At 60.3% G+C, this 15,849-nt stretch carries 15 protein-coding genes; 13 read left to right on the forward strand and 2 right to left on the reverse strand.

Annotated elements, in window-relative coordinates; genetic code table 11:
* Positions 1-382: 382 nt before the first annotated feature.
* From FHK92_RS23670 to FHK92_RS23705, 8 genes are all read left to right on the forward strand, one after another.
* Complete coding sequence (locus FHK92_RS23670) at positions 383-1,144, forward strand: hypothetical protein (RefSeq protein ID WP_181290250.1); 762 nt, start codon at positions 383-385, stop codon at positions 1,142-1,144.
* Between the two features lie 254 nt (positions 1,145-1,398).
* The gene (locus FHK92_RS23675) at positions 1,399-2,640 is read left to right on the forward strand and encodes an SfnB family sulfur acquisition oxidoreductase (RefSeq protein WP_181290251.1); all 1,242 of its coding nucleotides are present in this window, start codon (positions 1,399-1,401) and stop codon (positions 2,638-2,640) included.
* A gap of 23 nt (positions 2,641-2,663) precedes the next feature.
* Positions 2,664-3,857, forward strand: a complete 1,194-nt coding sequence (locus tag FHK92_RS23680) for an SfnB family sulfur acquisition oxidoreductase (protein ID WP_181290252.1) — start codon at positions 2,664-2,666, stop codon at positions 3,855-3,857.
* On the forward strand, positions 3,857-5,215 hold the full coding sequence (locus tag FHK92_RS23685; RefSeq protein ID WP_181290253.1) for an LLM class flavin-dependent oxidoreductase: 1,359 nt from the start codon (positions 3,857-3,859) through the stop codon (positions 5,213-5,215). The genes FHK92_RS23680 and FHK92_RS23685 overlap by 1 nt, the downstream gene beginning before the upstream one ends.
* A gap of 138 nt (positions 5,216-5,353) precedes the next feature.
* Complete coding sequence (locus FHK92_RS23690; RefSeq protein ID WP_181290254.1) at positions 5,354-6,163, forward strand: MetQ/NlpA family ABC transporter substrate-binding protein; 810 nt, start codon at positions 5,354-5,356, stop codon at positions 6,161-6,163.
* Positions 6,164-6,165: 2 nt separating this feature from the next.
* Positions 6,166-7,290: a methionine ABC transporter ATP-binding protein gene (locus FHK92_RS23695; RefSeq protein WP_181290255.1), complete on the forward strand. Its 1,125-nt coding sequence runs from the start codon at positions 6,166-6,168 to the stop codon at positions 7,288-7,290.
* Positions 7,280-7,924 (forward strand): methionine ABC transporter permease, encoded by a 645-nt coding sequence (locus FHK92_RS23700; RefSeq protein ID WP_181290256.1) that lies wholly within the window; start codon positions 7,280-7,282, stop codon positions 7,922-7,924. Before FHK92_RS23695 ends, FHK92_RS23700 begins: the two co-directional genes overlap by 11 nt.
* 70 nt (positions 7,925-7,994) lie before the next feature.
* Positions 7,995-8,621 (forward strand): class I SAM-dependent methyltransferase, encoded by a 627-nt coding sequence (locus tag FHK92_RS23705; RefSeq protein WP_181290257.1) that lies wholly within the window; start codon positions 7,995-7,997, stop codon positions 8,619-8,621.
* A gap of 201 nt (positions 8,622-8,822) precedes the next feature.
* On the opposite strand, the gene FHK92_RS23710 is transcribed toward FHK92_RS23705, so the two are convergent.
* Entirely contained in the window at positions 8,823-9,389 is a 567-nt protein-coding gene (locus FHK92_RS23710; RefSeq protein ID WP_181290258.1) for a transporter substrate-binding domain-containing protein, read from the reverse strand.
* 133 nt (positions 9,390-9,522) lie between these two features.
* Between FHK92_RS23710 and FHK92_RS23715 the strand changes: the two genes are divergently transcribed.
* Entirely contained in the window at positions 9,523-9,948 is a 426-nt protein-coding gene (locus tag FHK92_RS23715; RefSeq protein ID WP_181290259.1) for a DUF4399 domain-containing protein, read from the forward strand.
* Positions 9,949-10,130: 182 nt separating this feature from the next.
* Here FHK92_RS23715 and serA read toward each other — a convergent pair whose 3' ends face one another.
* Positions 10,131-11,360 (reverse strand): phosphoglycerate dehydrogenase, encoded by a 1,230-nt coding sequence (gene serA, locus FHK92_RS23720; RefSeq protein ID WP_039592617.1) that lies wholly within the window; start codon positions 11,358-11,360, stop codon positions 10,131-10,133.
* Positions 11,361-11,564: 204 nt separating this feature from the next.
* Between serA and FHK92_RS23725 the strand changes: the two genes are divergently transcribed.
* The 4 genes from FHK92_RS23725 (at position 11,565) to FHK92_RS23740 (ending at position 15,849) form a co-directional block, all read left to right on the forward strand.
* Positions 11,565-12,959, forward strand: a complete 1,395-nt coding sequence (locus tag FHK92_RS23725) for an FAD-binding oxidoreductase (protein WP_181290260.1) — start codon at positions 11,565-11,567, stop codon at positions 12,957-12,959.
* A gap of 40 nt (positions 12,960-12,999) precedes the next feature.
* Positions 13,000-13,665: a fumarylacetoacetate hydrolase family protein gene (locus FHK92_RS23730; protein WP_181290261.1), complete on the forward strand. Its 666-nt coding sequence runs from the start codon at positions 13,000-13,002 to the stop codon at positions 13,663-13,665.
* A 222-nt stretch (positions 13,666-13,887) separates the two neighbouring features.
* Positions 13,888-14,814 carry an SdiA-regulated domain-containing protein gene (locus FHK92_RS23735; RefSeq protein ID WP_181290262.1) on the forward strand — a complete coding sequence of 309 codons (927 nt, stop codon included), beginning with the start codon at positions 13,888-13,890 and terminating at the stop codon, positions 14,812-14,814.
* Between the two features lie 120 nt (positions 14,815-14,934).
* Positions 14,935-15,849: an SdiA-regulated domain-containing protein gene (locus FHK92_RS23740; RefSeq protein ID WP_181290263.1), complete on the forward strand. Its 915-nt coding sequence runs from the start codon at positions 14,935-14,937 to the stop codon at positions 15,847-15,849.

Raw genomic sequence — 15,849 nt, forward strand, 5'->3', positions numbered from 1 at the left:
CGCCCACTACAAACTTACAATCCCCGCCCGCAACTTATTATCTAATATATCAAGTCAATATTTCTGACCAGCTCCGCCTCAAACGTATAGAAACCTCAATCCCGGCGCGCCGAGGAAAAGCGCACCGAGCAACACGTATTCGTAACAGCAACGCGTAGGACATTTCTGAAGCCTGACATAATCAACTTTTGCGCAAGCGCCTCTATTGACACTGTAACTCCTGAGCCTATATCTAGGTGCAAACAGGTGAAGCGCATTATTTATCCCCCAACAAAGTTGGATAAAACAACATGCAACTCACCCAAGCAATTGGATAACGCGTCATTATTCGCGCCTTCTCGCTTTTCGGAACGTAGTGCGTTTAGACATCAAGGAGAACACCATGACATGTACGTCGCTTACCCCTGAATTGGCCGCACCCACCCTGGCCAGTAGCGGCATCAATATCACCAGCGCCGCGCACCTGGAAGTCGTCGTCCCGCCCTACCCCGACATGGACGCAGGCGACCTGGTCGAACTGTTCTGGGACAACTGCTACGTCGGCTCCCGCCTGCTTACGAAGACGGATGTTGGCGAAAGCATCCGCTTGCGGGTACCTGAGAGCTTCATCGTCAACGGGACCTGCCGCGTCCACTACCGTGTCATGCAAATCGGACGAGGGCCGGCGCTCTCTGCCGCGCGACAGGTTCAGGTCAAGCTGGACTGCCCCGGCGGCCAGCCTTCGGCCTTGACCGGTGATGAAAACCAGAGCCTGGCGCCGGTGCGGATTCCCCAAGCCATCCGCCGCCAAGGCGTGAACCCGAACCAGATCAAACGTGGCGTGCCGCTGACCATCGAGCCCTACTTGAACATGGCCGCCGACGATGCGATTACCGTGCGCTGGGGCGACGTGCGCATGGATCTACCGGGGATAAAGCCTTGCGAGGTGGGCCAACCGGTCCACGTCTGGGTGCCCCCGGAAATCATCATGGAAGCAGGCGAGGACCTGCGCCTGGAAGTGACCTATTGCATCATCGACCGGGTGGGCAACAACTCCCGCTGGGCTCCGCCGCGGACACTGAAAATCGGCTGCGCCAATCCGTATCTGAAGAATCCGCCGAAAGCCCCGCTCATGGCCGCTGAACCGCGACACCGGGCGCCTTGATGCGTTTTCTCATGCAGTCGTATCTGCACAGGCAACACCGCATGACAAATCCAACCTATAGTTATTCCTAAAGGTTAGTTCAAAAACGATATCTACACGTTTAGGGTATATAAACCGGACCACCGGACATTCTGGATTTTCGCTCGCCGCATTCATCGCGGTGTTTTCTTGAGATGTGAGGTGGGTATGGTACGGAACACAATCACCCCAGTGCAGAGCGCCAAGGCCCTGCACGCAGCCACGGAGCGGCTGTGATGTCCGATTTGGCCCAGGCAAAGGTCCAGAGCGACCAAGACATCGCGCCGCTGTTACTGCCGGCACAGATACTGCGCAACGATGCGGAAGCGATCGAGGCCGCTCATCAATTGGCCCAGGTCGCGCGCCAGCAAGCCGCGCGTCGCGATCAGCAGCGCAAGTTGCCTTGGTCGGAAATCGAGCAATTCACTCGTAGCGGGCTCGGCAGCATTGCCGTTCCTCGCGAATACGGCGGACCGCAAGTCTCCTCAGTTACCGTTGCCGAAGTGTTCGCAATCATTTCGGCGGCAGACCCGGCCCTCGGCCAGATTCCACAGAACCAGTTCGGCGTGCTCCAACTGATTCTCGCCACCGGCACCGAACGACAAAAGAAGATTCTCCTGCAGAGCCTGCTCGAAGGCTGGCGCATCGGCAATGCCGGACCGGAGCGCGGCACCCGCAACACCTTGGAGCTCAAGGCGCGGATCACGGCCGACGGCGACGGTTTTGTCATCAATGGCCAGAAGTTCTATTCCACCGGCGCGCTGTTCGCCCATTGGGTCGCCGTCAAGGCTTTGAATGACGAGGGTCGCCAGGTGTTGGCCTTCATTCGACGTGGTACTCCAGGCCTGCGCATCGTCGATGACTGGTCGGGCTTCGGCCAGCGCACCACGGCCAGCGGCACGGTGCTGCTGAACAATGTGCGGGTCGACGCCGAGCTGGTGTTGGACAACTGGCGCATCAATGACACGCCCAACGTGCAAGGCGCATTTTCGCAACTGATCCAGGCGGCGATTGACCTGGGCATCGCCCGGGGCGCCATCGATGACGCAATCGCGTTCGTCCGTGAACGCGCCCGTCCTTGGATCGAGGCCAAGGTCGAGCGGGCCAGCGATGACCTGTACGTCATCGCCGATGTCGGCAAGCTGAAGATCGAACTGCACGCCGCCGAGGCGTTGCTGCGCAAGGCCGGGCGAGTCCTCGATCAGGTCAACGCCGCGCCGATCACCGAACAGTCCGCGGCCCGCGCCTCGATAGCCGTGGCCGAAGCCAAGGTGCTGACCACCGAGATTGCCCTGCAAGCCAGCGAAAAGCTCTTCGAACTGGCCGGCAGCCGCGCGACCCTCGCCGAATTCAATCTTGATCGCCACTGGCGCAACGCGCGGGTCCACACCCTGCACGACCCGGTGCGTTGGAAATACCACGCGGTCGGCGACTACCGCTTGAACGGCACCTTGCCGGCCCGGCATTCCTGGATCTGACGACCCGACCTCTGGAGCAGCACATGACGCTTTCCCAACACGTCGCGGTGATTACCAGCGATGAACAAGCCCTGATTGTCGCCAGCGACCTGGCCGAAGATTTCAAGCGCGACAGTGCCCTGCGCGACCGCGAACGGCGCCTGCCGCACCCGGAACTCGAGGCGTTCTCACGCTCTGGCCTGTGGGGCATCAGCGTGCCCAAGGCCTATGGCGGCGCGGGCGTATCCAACGTCACGCTGGCCAAGGTCGTTGCGCTGATCTCCCAGGCCGACGGCTCGCTCGGCCAGATTCCGCAAAATCATTTCTATGCGCTGGAAGTGCTGCGGGTCAACGGCAGCGAAGCCCAGAAGCAGCGGTTGTACGCCGAGGTGCTGGCCGGCCAGCGGTTCGGCAATGCCCTTGCCGAGCTCGGGACCCGGACGGCCCATGACCGCATCACCCAGCTGCGCCGCGACGGCGATGGTTATCGCATCAATGGTCGCAAGTTCTACGCCACCGGGGCGATCTACGCCCAGCGCATCCCCACCTCGGTGGTGGATGAGAACGGTGTGCAGCAGTTGGCGTTCGTCCCGCGCAACAGCAAAGGCCTGACGGTGATCGACGACTGGAGCGGTTTCGGCCAGCGCACCACGGGCAGCGGCTCGGTGGTCTTCGAGGATGTCCAGGTCGGTGCCGAGGACATCGTGCCCTTCCAGAGCGCCTTCGAACGCCCAACCCCGGTAGGCCCGCTGGCGCAGATCCTTCACGCCGCCATCGATACCGGCATCGCCCGCGCCGCCTATGAAGACACCTTGCATTTTGTCCGCCACAAAACCCGGCCATGGATCGACGCCACCACTGACGTCGCGACCCAGGACCCACATACCCTCAAGAGCTTCGGTCACCTGAGCATTCGCTTGCACGCCGCCGAAGCCTTGCTGGAACGCGCCGGAGAATTCCTCGACCGCGCCCAGGCTGACACGAACGCAGAAACGGTAGCAGCGGCCTCGATTGCGGTGGCAGAAGCCCGGGCGATCAGCACGGAAATCTCCCTGGCGGCTGGCAGCACGCTGTTCGAACTGGCCGGCAGCCAGGCGACCCTGGCCGAACATGGCCTCGACCGTCACTGGCGCAACGCCCGGGTGCATACCTTGCACGACCCGGTGCGCTGGAAATATCACGCGGTCGGCAACTTCTACCTCAACGATGAAAAACCGCCGCTGCGGGGGACGATCTGATGGCGGCCGGCAAGAAAAAAATTCTCCTCAATGCGTTCAACATGAACTGCATCGGGCATATCAATCATGGCCTGTGGACCCATCCACAGGACACTTCGACCCAGTACAACACCATCGAATACTGGACCGGGCTGGCCCAGTTGTTGGAGCGCGGTTTGTTCGATGGCTTGTTCATTGCCGATATCGTCGGGGTCTATGACGTTTATCAGCAATCGGTGGATGTCACGCTGAAAGAGTCGATCCAACTGCCGGTCAACGACCCGCTGCTGCTGGTCTCGGCGATGGCTGCCGTGACGAAGAACCTCGGCTTCGGCCTCACGGCCAACTTGACCTACGAACCACCGTACCTGTTCGCCCGGCGCATGAGCACGCTGGATCACCTGAGTCGCGGCAGGGTCGGCTGGAACATCGTCACCGGCTACCTGGACAGCGCCGCCAAGGCCATGGGCCTCACTGCGCAAGTCGAACATGACCGCCGCTACGACCAGGCCGACGAGTACCTGCAAGTGCTCTACAAGCTGTGGGAAGGCAGTTGGGAAAACGACGCGGTCATCAACGATCGCGAGCAGCGGATCTATGCCCAGCCAGAGAAGGTGCACAAGGTCCGGCATCATGGCGAGTTCTATCAGGTCGAAGGCTACCACCTCTGCGAACCCTCGCCGCAACGCACACCCGTGCTGTTCCAGGCCGGCAGCTCGGAGCGGGGTCTGCTGTTTGCCGGGCGTCACGCCGAATGCGTGTTCATCAGCGGCCAGAACAAACCGGCGACCAAGGTCCAAGTGGACAAGGTCCGAGCCAGTGCCATCGAGGCCGGGCGCAACCCTGAGGACATCAAGGTCTTCATGGGCCTCAACGTGATCGTCGGCGAGACCGAAGTGGCCGCCTGGGCCAAGCATGCCGAGTACCTGGGCTACGCCAGCGCCGAGGCCGGCGTGGCGCATTTTTCCGCGTCGACGGGCATCGATTTTTCCGCGTACGAACTGGACGAACCGATCCAGTACGTGAAGAGCAACGCCATCCAGTCCGCCACCAAGACCCTGCAAAACAACGATTGGACCCGCCGCAAATTGCTGGAGCAACACGCCTTGGGCGGGCGCTACATCACCGTGGTCGGCTCGCCCGAACAGGTCGCCGATGAGCTGGAATCCTGGATCGCCGAAACCGGCCTCGATGGCTTCAACCTGACCCGCATCGTCACGCCGCAAAGCTACGTGGATTTCATCGACCTGGTGGTTCCCGAGCTGCAGCGACGCGGGTCGTACAAGACCGAATACGACAACGGTCCACTGCGCGAAAAGCTGTTTCACACGGGGGCTCATTTGCCCGAACAACACACCGGCTCAACCTACCGGCACTGACCCCGTGGCGAGGGAGCTTGCTCCCGCTGGTGGGCGAAGCCCGCCCAAAAAAGCTTGGGGCTACTTCGTAGCCCAGCGGGAGCAAGCTCCCTTGCCACAAAAGCACAGACTCAATAATCGATGACTGGGATACCCGACATGACCAAGCACTTCCTCACTCTGCCAGTCAAAACCCTGGCCCTGGCTCTCGGCCTGTTCAGCTCGGCGCTGTTTGCCGCCGACGCCCCGCTGAAAATCGGCACCACCGCCGCGTTCGCCATTCCCTTGGAGGCAGCGGTGCAAGAAGCCGACAAACAAGGCCTCAAAGTCGAACTGGTGGAGTTCAGCGACTGGATCGCGCCCAACGTCAGCCTCGCTTCGGGTGACATCGACGTGAATTATTTCCAGCACATCCCCTTCCTGGAAAACGCCAAGGCCGCCGCTGGTTTCGACCTGGTGCCCTTCGCCCCGGGCATCATCAACAACGTCGGCCTCTACTCGAAGAAGTACAAAAGTTTCGCCGAGTTGCCGGAAGGCGCCAGCGTCGCCATTGCCAACGACCCGATCAACAGCGGACGTGGCTTGCAGTTGCTGGCCAAGGCCGGGCTGATCACGCTCAAGCCAGGGGTCGGCTACAAAGCCACCGAAGATGACATCGTGGCCAACCCGAAGAAGCTCAAGATTCTGCAAGTCGAAGCGGTACAACTGGTGCGCGCCTACGAAGACGCTGATCTGGTGCAGGGCTATCCGGCCTACATTCGTCTGGCGAACACCTTCGATGCGACTTCCGCGTTGCTGTTCGACGGCCTGGACCACAAGGAGTACGTCATCCAGTTCGTGATCCAGCCCAAGAGCAAGGACGACCCGCGACTGATCAAGTTCGTCGATATCTACCAGCATTCGCCCGCTGTGCGCGCAGCCTTGGACAAGGCCCACGGCAAGCTCTACCAAGCCGGCTGGGAAGGCTGAACATGAGTGCCGTCAACGCTCGACTCCATCACGAAGCCCCTGCGCCCTACACCGCCGACCAGACCGAGCTGCATCCGGAACTGAATCGTGCCCATGTGCGCTTCATCGGCCTGGGCAAGACCTACCAGGGCACGCAGGGTCCGGTGGCTGCGCTGCAAGGCATCGACCTGGCGATCCAGCGCGGCGAGGTATTCGGCATCATCGGCCGCAGCGGCGCGGGCAAATCGTCGCTGATCCGCACCATCAACCGCCTCGAACAGCCCTCCAGCGGGCGGGTGCTGATCGATCAGGTGGACATTGGCGAATTCGATGAGGATCGCCTGGTGGAGTTGCGTCGGCGCATCGGCATGATCTTCCAGCATTTCAACCTGATGTCGGCCAAGACGGTGTGGCAAAACGTCGAGCTGCCGCTCAAGGTGGCCGGCGTGCCCAAGGAACAACGCCAGCACAAAGTGCGCGAACTGTTGGAACTGGTGGGCCTGGAAGGTAAGCACGACGCCTACCCGGCGCAGCTCTCGGGCGGTCAGAAGCAACGTGTCGGGATTGCCCGGGCGCTGGTCCATGACCCGCAGATCCTGTTGTGCGACGAGGCCACTTCGGCGCTCGATCCGGAGACGACTCAATCGATCCTCGGCTTGCTGCGCGAGATCAACCAGCGGCTGGGCCTGACCATCGTGCTGATCACCCACGAGATGGCGGTCATCCGCGAAGTCTGCGACCGGGTGGTGGTGCTCGAACAAGGGCGAATTGTCGAACAAGGGCCGGTTTGGGAGGTCTTCGGCAACCCGCAGCATGACGTCAGCCGCACGCTCTTGGCGCCGTTGCAGCATGCGCTGCCCGAAGAGCTGCAAAGTCGCTTGCAACCCCACCCGGCGTCCGTGGACGCGGCCACGGTGCTGCGCCTGAAATTCACTGGTGCCACGAAGGATGAGCCGGACCTGGCGGCCTTGTTCAGCGCCCTCGGTGGGCGGGTGCGCCTGCTGCATGGCGGCATCGAGCGGATTCAGGGCCATGGGCTCGGGCAATTGCTGCTGGCGGTGAGCGGCTCGCCATGGAGCGCCGAGGAGTTGCGTCGGCGCGCGGGCAATTGGGCACAACAGGTGGAGGTGCTGGGTTATGTGGTTTGATCGGTTATTGCAGGGTTTCATCGACACCTTCCTGATGGTCGGCGTGTCGTCATTGATCGCGTTGTTGGCGGGCATTCCGTTGGCGGTGATCCTCGTCACGAGCGGCAAGGGTGAGATTTATGAGGCGCCGGCCTTGAACAGGGCTTTGGGCGCGTTCGTGAACTTGTTCCGTTCAATACCTTTCCTGATCCTGATGGTCGCGCTGATTCCCTTCACCCGCCTGATCGTCGGCACTACTTATGGCGTGTGGGCCGCCGTGGTGCCACTGGCCATCGCCGCCACGCCGTTTTTTGCGCGGATCGCCGAAGTCAGCCTGCGGGAAGTCGACCACGGCCTGATCGAAGCAGCCCAGGCGATGGGTTGCCGGCGCTGGCATATCGTCTGGCATGTGCTGCTGCCCGAAGCGCTGCCCGGCATCGTCGGCGGCTTTACCATCACACTGGTAACGATGATCAATTCCTCCGCCATGGCTGGGGCGATCGGCGCCGGCGGCCTCGGCGATATCGCCTACCGGTATGGTTACCAGCGTTTCGACAGCCAGATCATGCTCACGGTGATCGTGTTGCTGGTGGCGTTGGTGGCGGTGATTCAACTGGGTGGGGATCGGCTGGCGCGGGGTTTGAACAAGCGCTGAAGCGCGCTTCATTTGTGTGGGCGAGCTTGCGGTATAGTCGTCGAACACTCCCCATCCAAAGCCCGCAACCATGAAACACACCGACGACGACCTGCACGCCATCACCGCCACGACCCTGGGGCATTACAACGCCGTGGCGGAAAGTTTTCGCGAAGGCACCCGCGACCATGATGTCAGCCAGAACATCGACGCCTTGCTAAGACACATCCAAGGACAGGCACCGTTTCATATCCTGGATTTTGGCTGCGGCCCCGGGCGCGATTTGCGCACCTTCACCGGTCTGGGCCATGTCGCGGTGGGCCTCGACGGTTGCGAAGCGTTCGCGCGCATGGCCCGCCAGGACAGCGGCTGCGAGGTATGGCAACAGGATTTCCTGCAACTGGATCTGCCGGCGGCGCGTTTCGACGGGATCTTCGCCAACGCCGTGCTGTTTCACATTCCCGTCCAGGAACTGCCCCGCGTCCTCAAGCAATTGCACGCCACGCTCAAGCCTGGCGGTGTGCTGTTCAGCTCAAACCCCCGGGGCGAAAACCAGGAAGGCTGGAACGGCCAGCGCTTCGGCGCCTACCACGACCTCTCGGCCTGGCGCACGCTGCTCACGGACGCGGGTTTTGAGGAGTTGGAGCATTACTACCGGCCAGCGGGGCTGCCGCGGGAGCAGCAGCCTTGGTTGGCGAGTGTTTGGCGCAAGACGTGAAAGAAGTTCTGTAAGGGTTTGCGCCGAGCTCTTGTGGCGAGGGAGCTTGCTCCCGCTGGGACGGTCCGAGGCTTCGGGCGAAGCAGCCCCAACCCGGTTGATGTGGTTTTCCCGACAGACCGCGTCAACCGCTTTACGACGGCTGCGCCGCCGAGCGGGAGCAAGCTCCCTCGCCACAGAGATTGTGCTTGACCACAGATTTCATTCCGGCTTGACCAACCACTTCTGCGTCAGCTGCTCCAACCGCCCGTCGTCCTTGATACGCCCCAAGGCATTGTCCAGGCTGGCCTTGAACGCCGGGTTGCCCTTCTGGAATGGAATCACCAGGTGCGGCGCCGGCCCCTTCTTCTCCTCCGGCTGGAAAGACTGCGCCAGGACCAGCGGACGTTGCGCCTCTTCCTTGCTCGCCAGTAATTGCGCATCCGGTTGACCATAAGCAGCGCTGGTGTCGAAACGTTCCGCCAGTTCCGGGGTCATTGCTATGTGGTTGATGGCGACGTCGTACTTGCCGCTTTCCACGCCGGATAACAGATCCGCGGCATCGGTCACGACGAAATCAGGCCGGACATCGAGCTCTCCCGCGAGCATCTCGCCCAGTTCCACTTCGAAACCGGTGAGCTTGCCGTCCTCCTTGAAATTGAACGGGGCGGTGTTGGCCTCAAGGGCGATTCGCAACTCGCCACGGTCGTTGACGTCGTCGATCAGTTCCGCATGGGCCAGAGGGCTCAACAGGGGTAGCAGGCAGATCAGGCCAGGCAGGAAACGCATGGTCACTCCTAGGTTTTTATACAAGCGAGGCTCGTTTCAGGCTCGCTTTGCTATGGTTATTGCAGCCTTCGACAACGATTGGTCATGAAGTTGTCATGACCAGACGGATTTCATGGAAAAACTGGAGAAAAAAATGAAAAGCTTTATGTCTCGTGCCGCGTTGACCGGTCTGTTGCTGGGAGCCTCGATGCTGGCGACAGCCGCAACCCCGGCACCCAAGGGCGCAGAAGTGTTCATCGTTTCCCCTGAAGACGGCGCCACCGTCAGCCAAGAGTTCAAGGTCAAGTTCGGCGTCAAGGATATCGCCCTGGCCCCGGCGGGCGACACGACCAAAAACACCGGCCATCATCACCTGCTCATCGATGTGGACAAACTGCCGGCTGCAGGCGCGCCGATTCCGACCGACGCCAACCACATGCACTTCGGCAAGGCGCAAACCGAGGCCACGATCAAACTGGCGCCGGGCAAGCACACCTTGCAGTTGATCCTGGGCGACAGCGGCCATATGCCGTTCGATCCATCGATCGTGTCCGAGAAGATCACGGTGAACGTGAAATAACACAAAAATGCTGTCCCCCTGTGGGAGCGAGCCTGCTCGCGAAGGCGGCGTATCAGTCAGTACAAATGCGTCTGACAGACCGCTTTCGCGAGCAGGCTCGCTCCCACAGAACAAGGTTGTGTCAGGCAAAAAAACGGGAGCCCCATTCGGGGCTCCCGTTTTTTATTGCAAGCCCAATCTGATCAGAACAACACGCGGCAACGAATGGTGCCGTTGATGTGTTGCAGCTTCTCTTGCGCCAGATCCGAGTACTCGGCATCGACGTCGATCACGACGTAGCCGACTTTCTCGTTGGTCTGCAGGAACTGACCGGAAATGTTGATGCCGTTTTCCGCGAAGACCTTGTTGATCTCGCTCATCACACCCGGGATGTTCTCGTGGATGTGCAGCAGGCGATGCTTGCCAGGGTGGGCCGGCAGGGCCACTTCCGGGAAGTTCACCGACGATACCGAGGTACCGTTGTCGCTGTACTTGACCAGTTTTTCCGCCACTTCCAGGCCGATGTTGGCCTGGGCTTCAGCGGTGGAGCCGCCGATATGCGGGGTCAGGATCACATTGTCCAGGCCACGCAACGGGCTCTCGAAGATGTCGTCGTTGGAGCGTGGCTCCACCGGGAACACGTCGATGGCGGCGCCGATCAGGTGCTTGTCCTTGATCGCTTCGGCCAGGGCGTCGAGCTTGACTACGGTGCCGCGAGCGGCATTGATCAGGATCCCGCCTTTCTTGATGGCGCGGATTTCCTTCTCGCCGATCATCCACTGGGTGGCCGGGGTTTCCGGCACATGCAGGGTGACGATGTCGGACATGCCCAGCAACTCGTGCAGGTCGTTGACCTGGGTGGCGTTGCCCAATGGCAGCTTGGTCACGGTGTCATAGAAGAACACTTGCATGCCAAGGCCTTCAGCCAATACGGACAGTTGGGTGCCGATCGAGCCGTAGCCGACGATGCCCAGCTTCTTGCCGCGGATTTCGAAGGAGTTGGCCGCGCTCTTGATCCAGCCGCCACGGTGGCAGGAAGCGTTTTTCTCAGGGATGCCGCGCAGCAGCAGGATCGCTTCGGCCAACACCAGTTCGGCAACGGAACGGGTGTTGGAGTACGGTGCGTTGAACACCGCGATGCCGCGCTCGCGAGCTGCGTTGAGGTCAACCTGGTTGGTGCCGATGCAGAAGCAGCCGACCGCGACCAGTTTCTTGGCGTGGTCGAAGATCTCTTCGGTCAGTTGGGTACGGGAGCGAATACCGATGAAGTGAGCATCGGCGATCTTTTCCTTGAGCTGGGCTTCCGGCAGAGAACTGGTGATGTACTCGATGCTGGTGTAGCCCGCCGACTTGAGGACGTCGACAGCCGATTGGTGGACGCCTTCGAGAAGAAGGAACTTGATCTTGCTCTTATCGAGAGAAGTCTTGCTCATCTGCGTAAACCTGTGTCCCGGAGAAAAATGGCAGGGAATCGGACAGCCTGGGCTGGCCCGACCGGCGTGACAGCCGTCGCCGCAGAACAGCCGTTGGGCACTACGCTGCGGGGTCGGTATGCTAGCATATGCCCCCCGCAAACACCCATTCCTGCGACGTGAAGCGTTCTCAGGATGACCATGAATTGTTCGAGAGTTCTGTCGATGACCAATCCTGCCGTGATAGATGAGCTGAAGACCCTGGTTGAGCCTGGCAAGGTCCTGACCGATGCCGACTCCCTGAATGCTTATGGCAAGGATTGGACCAAGCATTACGCGCCCGCGCCGACCGCCATCGTTTTTCCCAAGACCACCGAACAAGTCCAGGCCATCGTGCGCTGGGCCAATGCGCACAAGGTCGCGCTGGTGCCATCGGGCGGGCGTACCGGGCTTTCGGCGGCAGCCGTGGCGGCGAATGGCGAAGTGGTCGTGTCATTCGACTACATGAACCAGGTGCTCGACGTGAACCTCACCGACCGTACCGCCGTGTGCCAGCCGGGCGTGGTGACCGAGCAATTGCAAAACAAGGCCGAAGAGCACGGGCTGTACTACCCGGTGGACTTCGCTTCCGCCGGTTCCAGCCAGATTGGCGGCAACATCGGCACCAATGCCGGCGGGATCAAGGTCATTCGTTACGGCATGACTCGCAACTGGGTGGCGGGCATGAAGGTCGTCACCGGCAAGGGTGACCTGCTGGAACTCAACAAGGACCTGATCAAGAACGCCACCGGCTACGATTTGCGGCAATTGTTCATCGGCGCCGAAGGCACCCTTGGCTTCGTGGTCGAGGCCACCATGCGCCTGGACCGTGCCCCGAAGAACCTCACCGCCATGGTGCTCGGCACCCCGGACTTCGACTCGATCATGCCGGTACTGCATGCCTTCCAAGGCAAGCTCGACTTGACCGCCTTCGAATTTTTCTCCGACAAGGCCCTGGCCAAGGTCCTCGGTCGTGGCGACGTTCCCGCTCCGTTCGAAACCGACTGCCCGTTCTACGCCCTGCTGGAATTCGAAGCCACCACCGAAGAAGTCGCCAACCACGCCCTGGAAACCTTCGAACACTGCGTAGAGCAGGGCTGGGTGCTGGACGGCGTGATGAGCCAGAGCGAAACCCAACTGCAGAACCTGTGGAAGCTGCGCGAGTACATCTCCGAAACCATCTCGCACTGGACGCCGTACAAGAACGACATTTCGGTGACCGTTTCGAAAGTACCGGGCTTCCTGCGGGAAATCGACGCGATCGTCGGCGAACATTATCCAGACTTCGAAATCGTCTGGTTCGGCCATATTGGTGACGGCAACCTGCACCTGAACATCCTCAAGCCGGAAAACCTGAGCAAGGATGAATTCTTCGCCAAGTGCGCGACCGTGAACAAATGGGTGTTCGAAACCGTCGAGAAATACAACGGTTCGATTTCCGCGGAACATGGCGTGGGCATGACCAAGCGCGATTACCTGACCTATAGTCGTTCGCCAGTAGAGATCGAATACATGAAAGCCGTGAAGGCGGTGTTCGACCCGAACGGGATCATGAACCCGGGCAAGATTTTCGCGGTTTGACCAATAAAACACCTGAAATCGGAAAGGCAGGAGTCGGTAAATGAGCTATCAGCACCAGTATGTCGACGGTACGCGCATTCATTTCCCGGTGGGAAAAGTAGTCTGTATTGGGCGTAACTACGCCGAACATGCAAAGGAACTGGATAACCCGGTGCCCACCGAACCCTTGCTGTTCATCAAGCCGGGCAGTTGCGTGGTGCCGCTGGAGGGTGGCTTCAGCATCCCGGCAGACCGCGGCGCGGTGCACTACGAGGCGGAAATCGCAGTGCTGATCGGCAAGCCGTTGTCCACCAAGCCCAGCGCTGAAGAAGTGCTGGACGCCATCTCCGGCTTCGCCCCGGCCTTGGACCTGACCCTGCGGGACAAGCAGGCCGAACTCAAGGCCAAGGGCTTGCCGTGGGAAGTCGCCAAGTCTTTCGACGGTGCAGCGGTGATCGCCCCGTTTGTTTCAAAAGACACCTTTGCCGATCTGGCGGACATCCCTGTTCGCCTGACCATCAATGGTGAAGTGCGCCAGGACGGCAACAGCAACCTGATGCTCAACCCCATCGTGCCGATGATCCAATACATGGCCGGCTGCTTCTCGCTGCAGGCTGGCGACGTGATTCTCACCGGCACCCCGGCGGGCGTCGGGCCGCTGAATGCGGGCGATGAGCTGGTCCTGGAGTTGCCGGGGGCAAGCCGCTTCGAGAGCAGCGTTCGCTAAATAAAAGTCCTACCACTGTGGGAGCGAGCCTGCTCGCGAAAGCAATCTGTTCGACAGATCAATGTTGACTGACACACCGCTTTCGCGAGCAGGCTCGCTCCCACAATGTGGAAAGTTACCTACGGCATTTACCGTTTTTTTCACATGCCATCCGGATAATTCCGGGGATCGCGGCATCTGAGCCTGCCAATCCCTCGTGCGAATTTCTGGAACGCATCCCCGATGGCCAAAACCCAAACCCTGCCCACTTCCGCCCGACGCGCTCGCTTTGGCTTGCCTTGGTATGCCTGGCTGTTGCTAGCCGCCGTCGCTGCCTACGGGCTGGCATTCGCAATGCACTGGGATGACCGGGGCCTGCTCTGGGTGTCCGAACGCTTCGAAAGCCCGGCGCAGCGCCAGGAGAGTGTCTGGCTACCGGATTACCGCGCCGTGATCGACGCCAAACCCCTGCCTGGCATGGAAAAAGACGAAGCCTCGGACATCACCTACAACCCGCAAACCAAAACCCTGTTTGCGGTCATGGGCAAGAACCCGTTCCTGGTGGAACTGAGCCTGCAAGGCGACGTACTGCGCAAGATGCCGTTGGTAGGCTGGAGTAATCCGGAAGGCGTGGCCTATATGGAAAATGGCCTGCTGGCCATTACTGACGAGCGAGATCACAGCCTGTCGATCGTGCAGGTCGATGCCCAAACGCAAACGCTGGACAGCAAGGACTTTCCCAAATACGACCTTGGTCCGTCTAAGAATCAGAACAAAGGATTCGAGGCAGTCGTCTGGGATCCCCGTAACCAGCAACTGGTGCTGGGTGAAGAGCGCCCACCCGCCCTGTTCACTTGGAAAAGCGATGGCAGCCAATCGCTCAAGGGCGACAAGCAGATCCATGTAAGCAACGAGCTGGACCTGCGCAACCTCTCGGCCCTGGCGGTCGATCCTCGCACCGGTCATATGCTGGTATTGTCCGCCGACTCCCATCTGCTGCTGGAACTGGATGAAAAAGGTGATCAGGTCAGCTTCATGACGCTGCTGGGCGGCTTCAACGGCCTGAAAGACACGATCCCGCGCGCCGAAGGTGTCACCGTCGATGAAGCAGGCAATCTTTACATGGTCAGCGAACCCAACCTGTTCTATCGTTTTGAAAAAACACGCTGACGGCGCGAACTCTGCAGGACAAATCTTCCTTCGTTGTAGGGTGTGGCACACAGCCATTAAGCTTCAGTTCAGGCAGTCGTGGTATTTCCAGCCACCTGTTCTTATCCGAGCCCACCCCACATGCGTCGACTCGCCCGCCCCAAACCCCTGATTTTCCTGTCATTGACGGTCGTCCTGGTGCTGCTGATCGCAGCAGGACAGTACCTGCGCCTGTTCGAGCGCGCCTGGTTCAACATCAATACCCTGTGGCATACCGTTGGCGAGCAGGCCATTGCCCTGGATAAATATCAGGTCGCGGTACAAGCCCAGGTCATCGAAGGCCTCGACGATGATGTGTCGGCGCTGACGTTCGATCCGATCCGCAAGAGCTTGTTCACCGTGACCAATCAGAATGCCGAACTGATCGAGTTGTCGCTGGACGGCAAGATCCTGCGACGCATCGCCCTGATCGGCTTCGGCGACCCGGAAGCGGTGGAGTTCATCAGTGAGAACATCTATGTCATCACCGACGAACGCCAACAACGACTGATCAAAATCCATCTGGAAGAAGACACCCGGTTCCTCGACGCGGCCGACGCCGAGCAAATGACGCTTGGCGTACACATGAACGGCAACAAAGGTTTCGAAGGGTTGGCCTACGACTCGATCGGCAAGCGCCTGTTCGTTGCCAAGGAGCGCGACCCGATGCTGATCTACGAAGTGCACGGTTTTCCTCACCACAACCCGGAAAAATCCTACGCAGTTCATGTGATCAACAACCCCAAGCGCGACGCCGGATTGTTTGTCCGCGATCTCTCAAGCCTGCAATACGACGAACGCAGCGGCCATTTGCTGGCCCTGTCCGATGAGTCGCGATTGATCATTGAGCTGGATATCGACGGACGACCGCTGAGCACGCTGTCGTTGAACAAGGGTCGCCATGGACTGGAAAAAAACGTACCGCAGGCCGAAGGCCTGGCCATGGACGACGATGGCAACCTGTACGTGGTGAGCGAACCGAATCTGTTCTACGTGTTCAAGAAGCCAGAGCCTTGA

This window comes from Pseudomonas brassicacearum subsp. neoaurantiaca (assembly GCF_013608025.1).
In the GTDB taxonomy this organism is placed as follows: domain Bacteria; phylum Pseudomonadota; class Gammaproteobacteria; order Pseudomonadales; family Pseudomonadaceae; genus Aquipseudomonas.

Bases quoted from the DNA above. Each gene is read 5' to 3' on its own strand.
- FHK92_RS23670 (WP_181290250.1), top strand. From the start codon at position 383: ATGACATGTACGTCGCTTACCCCTGAATTGGCCGCACCCACCCTGGCC.
- FHK92_RS23675 (WP_181290251.1), top strand. From the start codon at position 1,399: ATGTCCGATTTGGCCCAGGCAAAGGTCCAGAGCGACCAAGACATCGCG.
- FHK92_RS23680 (WP_181290252.1), top strand. From the start codon at position 2,664: ATGACGCTTTCCCAACACGTCGCGGTGATTACCAGCGATGAACAAGCC.
- FHK92_RS23685 (WP_181290253.1), top strand. From the start codon at position 3,857: ATGGCGGCCGGCAAGAAAAAAATTCTCCTCAATGCGTTCAACATGAAC.
- FHK92_RS23690 (WP_181290254.1), top strand. From the start codon at position 5,354: ATGACCAAGCACTTCCTCACTCTGCCAGTCAAAACCCTGGCCCTGGCT.
- FHK92_RS23695 (WP_181290255.1), top strand. From the start codon at position 6,166: ATGAGTGCCGTCAACGCTCGACTCCATCACGAAGCCCCTGCGCCCTAC.
- FHK92_RS23700 (WP_181290256.1), top strand. From the start codon at position 7,280: ATGTGGTTTGATCGGTTATTGCAGGGTTTCATCGACACCTTCCTGATG.
- FHK92_RS23705 (WP_181290257.1), top strand. From the start codon at position 7,995: ATGAAACACACCGACGACGACCTGCACGCCATCACCGCCACGACCCTG.
- FHK92_RS23710 (WP_181290258.1), bottom strand. From the start codon at position 9,389: ATGCGTTTCCTGCCTGGCCTGATCTGCCTGCTACCCCTGTTGAGCCCT.
- FHK92_RS23715 (WP_181290259.1), top strand. From the start codon at position 9,523: ATGAAAAGCTTTATGTCTCGTGCCGCGTTGACCGGTCTGTTGCTGGGA.
- serA (WP_039592617.1), bottom strand. From the start codon at position 11,360: ATGAGCAAGACTTCTCTCGATAAGAGCAAGATCAAGTTCCTTCTTCTC.
- FHK92_RS23725 (WP_181290260.1), top strand. From the start codon at position 11,565: ATGACCAATCCTGCCGTGATAGATGAGCTGAAGACCCTGGTTGAGCCT.
- FHK92_RS23730 (WP_181290261.1), top strand. From the start codon at position 13,000: ATGAGCTATCAGCACCAGTATGTCGACGGTACGCGCATTCATTTCCCG.
- FHK92_RS23735 (WP_181290262.1), top strand. From the start codon at position 13,888: ATGGCCAAAACCCAAACCCTGCCCACTTCCGCCCGACGCGCTCGCTTT.
- FHK92_RS23740 (WP_181290263.1), top strand. From the start codon at position 14,935: ATGCGTCGACTCGCCCGCCCCAAACCCCTGATTTTCCTGTCATTGACG.